The sequence below is a fragment of the Candidatus Methylomirabilota bacterium genome (genome assembly GCA_036005065.1).
In the GTDB taxonomy this organism is placed as follows: Bacteria; Methylomirabilota; Methylomirabilia; order Rokubacteriales; family DASRDR01; genus DASYQW01.
Window position 1 is genome coordinate 1 of the sequence record DASYQW010000018.1, and the last position, 8,766, is coordinate 8,766.

Sequence of the window (8,766 nt, forward strand, 5' to 3'; positions counted from 1 at the left end):
CTGCTCGGGCTCGCATCCGGGTGCGCGACGGACCGGCTGTGGACACCCGGACGAGGTGAGATCCTCCAGCGGATCCTTCCGAGTTCGGTTCAGGTCGTCCTCGAGCAGGACGGCCGCCGGTTCCGGACGGGCTCGGGCGTCGTGATCGCGGCCAGTCCCACGGCGCACGGCACCGAGTGCTTCGTGATCACGAGTGGCCACACCCTCGCGCGGCTTTCGGGTCAGGAAACCGTGTACGTCCTCTTCGGCCGGCAACGGGGCGCCGGGACCAAGGCCGTGGCCACCGTGCTCGCCCAGCGCGACACCGAAGACCTCGATCTTGCCCTCCTCCGCGCCCGCAGCGACACCTGCGTGCCGGCGCGCCTCGGCGCGCCGCCGGCGCTCGGCGACGAGATCTGGGTCGTGGCGTTCCCCTGGGGCCGGAACATGACGCTGGCGGGCGGGATCGTGAGCCAGCTGAACGATGCCGAAGCCACCGACCGCGAGAGCGCGTCACGGCTGATGGTGGACGCGTCGGTCAGCTACGGCGCCAGCGGGGGAGGCGTGTACGAGGCGCGCCACGGGAGCCTCATCGGGCTGGTGGAGGGCTACCGGACGGCGCGGGTCTCGTTCAAGGGTGACGCCACCTCGCGCTACATCGACGTGCCGGTGCCCGGCGAGACCTATGTGATCCCGCTCGCCGACATCTGGCGGTTCCTGGCCCTGGCGGATCAGACCCGTCTGGTCGCCGGGCGGCCCGCCCTGGCCCCGCCGAAGCGCTGACGCGCGCCCCACGGAAAGCGACGAAGGCCCGGAGGCGATCCTCCGGGCCTTCGCAAGGGTCGTCAGGCGCGGTTACTTCTGCTGGGTGACTTCCAGCGAGGAGACGACCTTCTTCCCGTCCTTCTCCTCGTAGCTCACCTTGACGTTCGCGCCCTCCGCCAGCTGGTCGCGCTGGATCTGCCCCTGGATGTCGACCGGAACCTCGAGCTGCGTCCCGTCGTCCAGGGTCACCATGTTGGTCGCCGCGTCCCACGACTTGATCTTCCCCTCGATCTCCGCGGCCCAGGCCGTGGTGGCGATCAGGAGAAGCGCGACCAAGAGCGTTGCCGCTTTCGCCATACGTCCTCCTTTGCGCTGGCCGGGTTCATGGCGCTCGGCCGGCGGGGAGCTACGCCCCGCGCCCGGTCGGGCGAGTCACGTCGGGGAAAAGCAATCGGGGTACCGAGACTGGAAATCGAACCTTTCCACGGCCGCGGCCTGCCCGCTGTCTCCCCTCCCGACGCCGGCGTCGAGTCGGCGGACAGAGCAGGGAGAATCAGCCCGTTCGGCCGCGGACGAAGGCGGCCAGTCGCCGCCAGCGCTGGGGCGCGGCGAGGCCGCCGGGCAGGAACAGTCCCACGACCACCAGCATGGCGCCGTAGATCGTCAGCGCGAAGTGCTGGGTCGCGACGACGAACCGGAGCGCTTCCCGGATCGTGTCGACGACCAGGGCGCCGAGGAGCGGTCCGACCACGGTGCCCGATCCGCCGAGCATCGCCATCACGATGGGCCCCAGCGCGACGTCCAGCCCGAAGACGGTGGCCGGGATGATGTACGTGAGATACCAGCAGTAGACGCCCCCCGCCAGGCCCGCGACCGCCGCGCTCGCGGTGAGCCCGAGGCACTTGACGGCGTAGGCGTGGACGCCGAACGCGCCGGCCACCTCTTCGTCCTCCCGGATGGCCACCAGGGCGAGCCCGAGCGGCGAGCGCGCGAGCCAGGCGGTGCCGGTCACCAGGAGCGCCAGGAGCGCGAGCGAGACGTAGTAGGCATGGTAGAGGCGGTAACCCGTCGGGATCGTCAGGCCCTCGGAGCCGCCGGTCAGTCGAGAGAGGTTGAGGGCGAGCAGCTCGAGCAGCGTCACCAGCCCGAACGTCGCCAGGGCGAAGTACGCCCCCCGCAGCCGGAAGAACGGATAGCTGATGGCCAGCGCGAAGAGGGCGGCCAGGGCGGCCCCGGCCCCGAAGGCGAAGACGAGCGGCTGTCCCGCCTTCAGGGCGATGCCGAAGGCGTAGGCACCGATGCCGAAGAAGGCCGCGTGGCCGAGGTTGAGGTACCCCATGTGGCCGCCGACCCAGTCGTAGCTCTGGGCCAGGATCGCCGCGATGAAGACGGACAGGAAGAAGGAGACCAGGTAGGTCGATGCCGTCAGGTACGGGAGCGCGGCGAAGAACGCGAGCCCGAGGCCGCCCACCCCGACCAGCACGGCTCCCATCAGTTCACACTGGGGCGGGAGCGTCTGCCGCCGCTTGCTGCGTCTCGTCGTCCCCGCATGGCCGCATCCCGAATGAGTTCCTGCGCTCAGCCGAAGAGTCCCCGCGGGCGGAGGAGCAGGATGGCGATCAGGATCAGGAACGCGACGGTGAGCGACCACTCGGCGCCGACGTAGAACGACACGATCGACTCGGACAGCCCGAGTACGACGCTGCCGGCCAGGGCGCCGGGGAGGTTGCCGACGCCTCCCAGCACGATGATGGCCAGGTACCGGAGGGTGAGAGGGATCCCGATGTGCGGATCCACCGGGATCAGCGTGACGAAGAAGACGCCGGCGGTGGCCGTGAGCGCCGTCCCGAGGCCGAAAGCCACCATGGAGGCCGTGCCGATGTCGATGCCGGCCAGCATGGCGCCCTCGCGATCTTCCATCACGGCCCGCAGCGCCTTCCCCATGAAGCTCCGACGCAGAAAGAGGTGGATCCCGGCGGTCAGCGCCACGATGAGACCGAGGAGGGAGAGCCGGAGGGACGAGATGACGATGGTGCCGATCCGGAACGGCGGGAGGAAGTAGTCGATCCCCTTGATCGGCTGGATCAAGGCGGCGGCCGTGACGTCCTCGATGGCCAGCGAGATCCCGAGCGTGATCAGGATGGAGGCGACCAGGAACTCGTGGTGGGCCATGCCGGTGATGGGCCGGATGAAGATCCGCTCGACGAGCAGACCGCCCACGAAGAAGATCGGGAACACGATCAGGACGGCCAGGAAGGGGGGGACGGCCCAGGTCGTGTAGAGCCAGTAGGTCGCCATGCCCCCCAGCATCAGGTAGTCACCGTGGGCGACGTTGAGGACGCGCAGGACGCCGAAGATGATCGAGAGTCCGAAGGCGCCGAGCGCGTAGATCCCGCCCTGGAGCACCCCGCCGATCAGGAGCTGGAGGAAGATCTGCACGGACTCTACGCCTCCGCCCGCCGCTCGATCGTCCGCCGCGCGTCGATCAGCGGCCGGTCACCGATCGGCGAGTCGGCTGGCAAACCGTATCCCGAAGCCGTCGGGATCGAGGACGGTGAAGTCGCGCAGCCCATACCAGCGGTCGGCGATAGGCCCCAGCACCGGCAGGCCGAGCTCCGTGGCGAGTTGCCAGTACCGGTCGACATCGGGCACCATCACCCGGACGTTCCCTTGCGGGGGGGCGTCCGGAGCCGGTGGACGGTCGCGCTCTTCCAGGAAGAGCCAGTGGCCTTCCCAGGCGAGCGCGGCGAAGCGCCCCTGCTCGCCCAGCAGCTCGAACCCGAGTCGCCGGTAGAAGGCGACGGATCGCCCGAGGTCACGGACGAACAGGTTCACGACGAGCTGCTCCCTGGCGTCGACGTACGGGGCTTCGCCCACGGCGCTCACCACAGCGGGCCCTGGCGCGTCACGACCGGCGGCGGCTCGGGTGCCTGGGCGCGCATGGCCGCGCGCGCCGTGCGCGTGGCCGCCTCGTCCACCGTCAGCGTCACGGGGTCGATGACGACGCCGTAGTCGCGCCGGGCGCCCTCGATCGACACGTAGTCCTCGATGACGTCCCGGAGCACGGCCTGGGGATCGCGCTCCCCGGGCGGGCCGTAGCCCCCGGCGCCCGGCTGCTGGAAGGAGACGACGTCGCCATACTCGAAGGTATCGGAGGCCTTCGAGTGGAGGCGGCGCTCCCGCGGCGTGCCCGGGTTCAGCAGCGTCACCCCGGGCTGGCCGGGCTGGCCGCCGAAGAGTCCCCAGGGAGCGAAGCGCTGGCGCTCGGTGTTGTTGGTGAGCTGGCCGTTCCGGAGCAGGAGGCGCAGGTCGCGGCGGATGCCGGTCCCGCCGCGGTAGCGCCCGGCCCCGGCCGAGTCGCGGCGGAGCTCGAAGCGCTCGACGAGGACGGGCTGGCTCGCCTCCTGGGACTCGACCGGGATGTTCGAGGCGTTGAAGGCCATCGCCATGGCCTCGACGCCGTCGCGGTCGGGCCGGGCGGCGGTGCCCGAGAGGACCAGCTCGTAGACGACGGTGCGGCGGTTCCGCCGTGGATCGAAGCCGCCGAAGGTCGGGTTCGCGAAGTGGGAGCCGGCGGCGGTCACCCGGCCGGGAAGGGCGGGCGCCAGGGCCCCGATCACGGCGTCGAAGAGGCGATAGCAGAAGACGGCCCGGGGGCCGCCCCCGGCCGGCGGTCGCGGGTTGAGGAAGGACCCGGCGGGCGCCTCGATGCGCACCGGGCGGAAGGCGCCGTCGTTCTGGGGGCCGTGAGGGTCGGTGAGGCACTTCACGGCCGCGTAGCAGTAGGAGCGCGTGTAGTTGAGGTACGAGTTCATGCCGGACTCGGTCTGAGGCCCCGTGCCATCGAAATCGATGCGGATCTCGTCGCCGCCGACGGTGACGGTGACGACGAGCCGCATCGGAGGCGTTCGCGGCCCGTAGTCGTCCATGAAGTCCTCGAAGGGGTAGACGCCATCCGGGATGGCGCGGATGGCCTCGCGGACCTTGGCCTCGGTGCGGCCCATGATCTCGGTCATGGCGGCCTGGACGGCGTCGTAGCCGTGGCGCTCCGCGAGCTCCATCAGGCGCAGCTCACCGACCCGCAGCGAGTTCCGCTGGGCGTGCAGGTCGCCCCGCATGGACTCCGGCATCCGGGTGTTGGCCAGGATGACTGCCAGGATCCCGTCCTGCTCCTGGCCGCTCTTCCAGAGCTTGACCGGCGGGATGTGAAGGCCTTCCTGGAAGTAGTCCGTCACGCCCTCCACGGCCTGGCTGCCGGGGCGCATCCCGCCGACGTCGGTGTGGTGGAGGATGTTGGCCGCGAACCCGATGAGCCGCCCATCCTCCTGGAAGGCGGGCTGGATCATGAAGAAGTCGGGGAAATGGCCCGAGCCGAGGAAGGGGCTGTTGAAGAGGACGACGTCGCCGGCCCGGAGGGATTCCGCCGGGAAGGCGGCGATGGCGTTCCGGGCGGCGAAGGCCATCGCCCCCATGTGGCCGGGGCTGTAGGGGCCCTGGGCCACCATGCGGCCCTCGGGGTCGAAGAGGCAAACCGAGAAGTCCTGCCCCTCGCGGGCCTGCTGCGAGTGGGCCGTGCGGTGGACCGTCGTCCCCACCTCGACGGTGATGGACTGCAGCGCGCCCCAGATGACGCCCAGCGTGATGGGATCGACGCCGCTCATTGGGCGAAGCTCACCAGCAGGTTCGCCCAGCGGTCGACCTCGGCCACCGCGCCCGGCGGGAGCACGGTGGTCGACTCCGCCTCCTCGACGACCGCGGGGCCCGGGAGCCGCGCGCCGGCCGGCAGCCGCGCGCGGTCGTAGATCGGACACGGCACGTAGTCGCGGAGCTCGGGGAAGTAGACGGGGCGATCGGGCTTCCGCGCCTCGGCGGCCTCCCGGGTGCCCGGGCGGGGCTCGGGCAGGCGCACCTCGGGACCGGCGCCGATCACGCTGACGCCGACCGTGACCAGCTCGACCTCGGCCTTCGGGTCCGCGTAGCCGTAACGCTGGGCGTATGCCGCGTGGAACCCCTGCCGCAGGCCATCCGCCGTCCCGGCATCGATCGACCCGTCGGGCAGCGCCACGGTGAGCTCGTATCCCTGTCCGACGTACCGGAGATCCGCGCTCCGCAGCACCGTGAGCCTGCCTCCGACCCCGGCCTCCCGCATCACCGCCGAGCCGGTCTGGGCCATTTCCCCGAAGATGCGCCCGACGTAGACCGGATCGAGAGTCAGAAGCCGCGTCAGGTAGGAGCGGGCGAGGTCGAACCGGATCTCCGCCGCCAGGAGTCCGATGGCCGAAGTCACCCCGGCCGCCGCCGGCAGGATGACGCGGGGAATGCGAAGGGCCTGGGCCAGACGGCAGCCATGGACCGGCCCCGAGCCGCCGAAGGCGATGAAGGCCAGCCGGCGCGGGTCATAGCCGCGCTCGATGGACACGACCCGGGTGGCGAGCTCCATGTTGGTGTTGACGATCTGGTGGATCCCCCAGGCGGCCTCGGCCACCGGGAGCTCGAGCGGACGGGCGATGGCGACCTCGATCCCGCGGCGGGCGGCCTCGACGTCGAGTGGCAGCCGGCCGCCGAGGAAGTAGTCGGGATTGAGGTAGCCCAGCACGAGGTCGGCGTCGGTCACGGTGGGCTCGGTGCCGCCGAGCCCGTAGGCGATCGGTCCCGGATCGGCGCCGGCCGAGTCGGGGCCGACCGTGATGACGCCCGTCGCGACGCGGGCGATCGAGCCGCCGCCCGCGCCGATCTCGACGAGGTCGATCGCCTGGATGTTCATCGGGATGCCGCTGCCCGGCTGGAGGCGGACCCGGTGGAGCTCGAACTCCCGAACGGTCGCGGGCCGGCCGCCGCTGATGAGGGAGAGCTTGGCCGTCGTGCCCCCCATGTCGAAGGCGATCAGGTCGGCGTGGCCGGTGAGCTTCCCGTAGGCGGCCGCCATGAGGGCGCCGGCGGCGGGTCCCGACTCGATCATTCGCACCGGAAACCGGGCCATCGTCTCGGCGGTGGCGACGCCGCCCCCGGACTGCATCACGAAGAGCCGGCCCCGGTAGCCGAGGTCGCCCAGCGCGCGCTCCAGCCGCTCGAGGTAGTCCCGGACGGCGGTCATCACGTAAGCGTTGACGACGGTGGTGGAGGTCCGCTCGTACTCGCGCATGACCGGCGAGACCTCGGAGGAGAGGCTCAGCGCGATGTGAGGCGCCTCCTGGCGGACGATCTCGGCCGCCCGGCGCTCGTGGGTCGGGTTCGCGTACGCGTGCAGGAAGCACACGGCCAGCGACGTGATCCCGTCCTTGGCCAGCGCCCGGACGGTGGCCCGGAGCTCGGCCTCGTCGAGCGGGGTCAGCACCTCGCCGTCGAAGGCGATCCGCTCGGTCGCCTCGCGGATCCACGAGCGGGGGACGAGCGGCGCCGGCTTCTCGATGAAGAGGTCGTAGAGCTGGTACCGCTTCTGCCGCCCGATGACGAGGACGTCCCGGAAGCCGCGGGTCGTGAGGAGCGCGACCTTCCGCCCTTTGCGCTCGATGACGATGTTGGAGCCCAGCGTGGTCCCGTGGACCGCCTGAGCGAGGTCGGCCCAGCCGAGGCCGGCGCGGGCCACCAGGTCACGGAGCCCCTCGACGCAGGCGCGGGCGGGGTCCTGCGGCGTGGTCAGACGCTTGCCGGTCAGCAGGCGGCCGTCCGCCGCCTGGAGAACGAAGTCGGTGAAGGTGCCGCCGACGTCGAAGCCTACCCGGAACCCCTCTTCCCCGGAGCCGGGGGAGAGGGGGAGGGGAGACGCCGCGGGATCCAACGCGCTACTGGGAGCCGGGCCGCGGATAGACGTGCTTGCCCGAGGCGATCTCGGCGGGCCAGAGCGTCACGTACTTCCCCTCCTGGATCTGCGTCGGGAACGGGTTGAGCGTGCCCTGGCCCGTCGTCTGATCGAACTTGAGGCGACCGCTGATCGTCTCCACGTCCAGGCTCTTGAAGGCCGCCATGAGCTTCTCCCGGTCGAGGGTCCCCGCCTTCTCCAGTCCGGCCACCAGCGCCTCGAAGCCGAAATAGTGGATGGACGACCAGGGGTAGTCCTCCACCTTGATGTTGAGCTTCTGGAGGAGCTCCTCGTAGGGCTTCGGGTTCCCCGCCTTCACGCCGGGCATCCAGTAGGCCTCGCCGGTCACCAGGTTCGCGTTCTTGATGCCGACGGCCCCGTAGAAGGCGACGCCGTGGTGGATCATGTGGAACTCGCGCGGGCTCAGCCCTTGCTCGAGGGCCTGCTTGAAGAAGGTCACCTCGCGGGCCGGGAAGGCCGACATGTAGACGATGTCGGGGTTGGCCGCCTTGAGCTTGGTGATGATCGGCGTGAAGTCCTGGCTGGCCACCGGGAAGGACTCCTCGACCTTCACCTCGAGGCCGATCTCCTTGGCCTTGGGGATCGACCCCGAGCCCACCTCCTTGGGGTGCGGCGTGTCCTCGATCACGAAGCCGATCGACTTCGCCTTGCCTTCGGCCTTGAGCATGTCGAAGTAGTGGTACGACCACTTGGTCCCGTCGTCGATGACGCCGGCCAGCCACTTGAACCCGCGCTTGAAGATTCCGGTCGAGTTGGCCTCGAGGGCGAGCATGGGGATCCCGTGCTTCTCGGCCACGGTGGAGGCGGCGACGGTGATCGGCGACGAGTACGGGCCGAGGAGGACGTGGACCTTGTCGTCGGTGACCAGCTTCTCGTAGAGGCGGACCGAGTCGGGCGGCTTGGAGGTGTCGTCGTAGATGACCATCTTGATGGGCAGGCGCTTGCCGTACTCCTTCAGCATCACGCCGCCCTTGGCGTTGATCGTCTCCGCCCACAGCTCCATCATCTTCTTGAAGTGGCCGACCTCGGCCGAGGCCGGGCCGGTCACTGCGACGGTGGCACCGACCCGGATCTCGGTGGGCGCCTGGGCGGCGGCGCCCGTCGGGGCGCCGAGCAGCGCGGTCCAGATCAGGGGGACGGCGACGAGGGAGAGCGCGACGCGCCTGTGATGCATGCGGGGCCTCCATGGTCGGGAAAGGTCG

At 70.6% G+C, this 8,766-nt stretch carries 8 protein-coding genes; 1 reads left to right on the forward strand and 7 read right to left on the reverse strand.

Annotation, left to right across the window (positions count from 1 at the left end; translation table 11 throughout):
- Positions 1-762, forward strand: a 762-nt coding sequence (locus tag VGW35_00900; GenBank protein HEV8306195.1) for a serine protease, incomplete at its 5' end; no start/stop codon positions are given.
- Between the two features lie 72 nt (positions 763-834).
- Here the strand turns inward: VGW35_00900 and VGW35_00905 are convergent.
- The 7 genes from VGW35_00905 to VGW35_00935 form a co-directional block, all read right to left on the reverse strand.
- Positions 835-1,101 carry a DUF1344 domain-containing protein gene (locus VGW35_00905; protein HEV8306196.1) on the reverse strand — a complete coding sequence of 89 codons (267 nt, stop codon included), beginning with the start codon at positions 1,099-1,101 and terminating at the stop codon, positions 835-837.
- A 196-nt stretch (positions 1,102-1,297) separates the two neighbouring features.
- Positions 1,298-2,236 (reverse strand): branched-chain amino acid ABC transporter permease, encoded by a 939-nt coding sequence (locus tag VGW35_00910; GenBank protein ID HEV8306197.1) that lies wholly within the window; start codon positions 2,234-2,236, stop codon positions 1,298-1,300.
- Positions 2,237-2,322: 86 nt separating this feature from the next.
- Positions 2,323-3,183, reverse strand: a complete 861-nt coding sequence (locus tag VGW35_00915) for a branched-chain amino acid ABC transporter permease (GenBank protein HEV8306198.1) — start codon at positions 3,181-3,183, stop codon at positions 2,323-2,325.
- A gap of 57 nt (positions 3,184-3,240) precedes the next feature.
- The gene (locus tag VGW35_00920; GenBank protein HEV8306199.1) at positions 3,241-3,621 is read right to left on the reverse strand and encodes a VOC family protein; all 381 of its coding nucleotides are present in this window, start codon (positions 3,619-3,621) and stop codon (positions 3,241-3,243) included.
- A 5-nt stretch (positions 3,622-3,626) separates the two neighbouring features.
- A complete protein-coding gene (locus VGW35_00925) occupies positions 3,627-5,405 on the reverse strand; it encodes a hydantoinase B/oxoprolinase family protein (protein HEV8306200.1) in 1,779 nt (592 codons plus the stop codon).
- Positions 5,402-7,522 carry a hydantoinase/oxoprolinase family protein gene (locus VGW35_00930; protein ID HEV8306201.1) on the reverse strand — a complete coding sequence of 707 codons (2,121 nt, stop codon included), beginning with the start codon at positions 7,520-7,522 and terminating at the stop codon, positions 5,402-5,404. The genes VGW35_00925 and VGW35_00930 overlap by 4 nt, the downstream gene beginning before the upstream one ends.
- A gap of 4 nt (positions 7,523-7,526) precedes the next feature.
- Positions 7,527-8,738 (reverse strand): amino acid ABC transporter substrate-binding protein, encoded by a 1,212-nt coding sequence (locus VGW35_00935; protein HEV8306202.1) that lies wholly within the window; start codon positions 8,736-8,738, stop codon positions 7,527-7,529.
- Positions 8,739-8,766: the final 28 nt, after the last annotated feature.

Excerpts from the sequence above, each read along its gene's own strand:
- VGW35_00905 (HEV8306196.1), bottom strand. The coding sequence starts at position 1,101 with ATGGCGAAAGCGGCAACGCTCTTGGTCGCGCTTCTCCTGATCGCCACC.
- VGW35_00935 (HEV8306202.1), bottom strand. The coding sequence starts at position 8,738 with ATGCATCACAGGCGCGTCGCGCTCTCCCTCGTCGCCGTCCCCCTGATC.
- VGW35_00925 (HEV8306200.1), bottom strand. The coding sequence starts at position 5,405 with ATGAGCGGCGTCGATCCCATCACGCTGGGCGTCATCTGGGGCGCGCTG.
- VGW35_00910 (HEV8306197.1), bottom strand. The coding sequence starts at position 2,236 with ATGGGAGCCGTGCTGGTCGGGGTGGGCGGCCTCGGGCTCGCGTTCTTC.